1 protein-coding gene is annotated in these 2,160 nt (G+C 45.3%); it reads right to left on the bottom strand.

Translation table 11 applies throughout. The features are described 5' to 3' along the window. Window positions 1-1,766, bottom strand: a 1,766-nt coding sequence (locus VD907_05795) for a hypothetical protein (GenBank protein ID HYG84357.1), incomplete at its 3' end; no start/stop codon positions are given. Window positions 1,767-2,160 lie beyond the last annotated feature (394 nt).

Below are 2,160 nucleotides of genomic sequence, written 5' to 3' on the forward strand. Positions count from 1 at the left end.
GCTTGGATCTCCGCTCTTTTCATAACAGTGGCGTTCATCATATGGGTCATAGATTCGGGGTCCAACGGAGTAACAGACGAAAAGGCAAAGAGGGTCGGACGAATGACACCTTTTTGCATCTTGTTACTTATCGCGGGTCTGCTCACCGAAGCTGCGTTATGCAAACGGTTACCGACATCCCGGTGGCTTTCGTCGAATTTGAGGAACTCGTACGTCCTCCGCTGGACATTCATCTTCTTCATCATCTTTCTGTTTTTAAAGAAATCATATGCAGCAACCCCTATGTACGTGAGTAGCAGAAGATACTCAGCAACACATGAAGCGATTACTATCCAGATCCCAGCATCTTGATAGAAGTCCAAAATTATCTCATCAAATCTTTTGGGGCTGATGAGGAGAGCATTGTAGGTGAACACCATCAGCCATATCGCTTGGGAGACTTCCATCAATAAACATATTATATTTTTTAGATACTTATACTTTAAGTACGCGTAGATGGTCGCAAAGAGTTTGCTCAGCTCGATGGAGAGCATGATTGTTATTCCAAAGCAGTTAGCATATTGAGTACTCAAGATGGTCAGTTGGAGGCTCGAGGTGAGCAACCAGTGCTGAGCAACTAGCAAGCGTACTATCATCGAATCAACAACGTCCTTAGTCATGCTGAGTGTGTTCGTAGCCATGTCCATCAGGTGGACGTTGAAATCGATCTCAAAGTATGTTCGTTTATAGTTGATTTGTTTCGTTTGGGGTTGATTCGGGCCATCTTGTTCTGAGGGTTGATCTGGTTTCTTTAATGCGTTCATGCTACTATCGTTTTTCTTCTCCTTGGAACTCGGATCCGGAAGAGGACTGAATTCCTGGAGGCTGGTGTAGTGCTCGAGGGCCTTCCTCCAGATCCTGTCATCGAGCAGATGAGCCAGGATTAGGCAGAGGTCGGCCGCGATGAGACACATGACGAAAATCGTCGAGTTGAACACTGTGTATGGAAGCCCCCTAGAATGCATTAAAGTTCTGGGAGCTAACCAGATGAAATCTATGAAGACGAGGTTGAATATAATGAGATGAACCTTGTTGGCATAGTGGCAAAAGTATATGCCGACCTTGCCCATTATACAGTTGTCTAGGAGAAGTCGCTTGACTCCTCTAAGTAGCCATGACAGCACGTAAAAGATTATTTTGTACATCATTAGAGGCATGGATATGCCACTCAAAGTTACTTTTTTATTAGTCAACTTGCCTCTATATAACATGCTGTTGTAGGCCAACTGCTGGGCTTTCGACTCATCGTTGTGCACTATCGATGACTTGGCGAGAAAAGCTTCTAGTCTCTTTCCATAATTAATATTGATGAAATATAGTTTGTTTACGATTTGGAGTATCTTGGTAAATCTAAAGAATGTTCCCGTTGGGTCTGCGGCCAGCAGAGTGCCCATCACTGCTAGCCCCGTTGCAGAGTCAGGAGCTGCCACGGTTGTAGTCAAAGTCGATGCCAATGATTCAGCATTTATCTGGTTGGCATCGTTTTCAGCCATCTTGTTGTAGTATACAGTACTGCCATTCATCACCTGTATTTGGTATGTTCCGCTGTCTTCAGTCATGTTGAAGGTGAACCCAATTAGAGTTACATTGTACTGATCCTTAGGTAGACCTTTCGGCAATGTAAAATCAAGAATTACGTATTCATCATAATTCTCCATTACGAAGCTGTAGCTGCCTAGATCAGAACCGTCCGTCGCAGTCAGAACGTATTTAATTTTGTTCGCCATAAGGGTCTTATAAACTTTAGACTTGTTGACCTGAATCGGAGTTTCGGAAATCTCTTGCCTCCAAGACAGGTCTACGTCAGCCTTATTCTGTCTAACAGGGACAGCCGTAGTAATTATACTAAGCTTGTGGCAATTCCCGTTAACGAGAACATAGCCAAGTGATGCATTACATTCGGTACAGTTCGCGCGGTCGGCCACGCATTTTACGCAGTTTGTATCAGCACATGCTTGTAAGGCTTGTTGGCCTGGAGTGACGATCCCGTAGCCATCGGGGATCGAGGCATAGGCGTAGCAGACGCCGTTCAACAAGTAGTAGTTGTTGGCGACGTCACAGGTCGTGCAAGCAGTAGTAGTGCCCGGCCCGGAGCAATCGGTAACTCGGCAGCCGATGCCG

Source organism: Verrucomicrobiia bacterium (assembly GCA_035629335.1).
Taxonomy (GTDB): domain Bacteria; phylum Patescibacteriota; class Saccharimonadia; order Saccharimonadales; family Saccharimonadaceae; genus DASUUR01.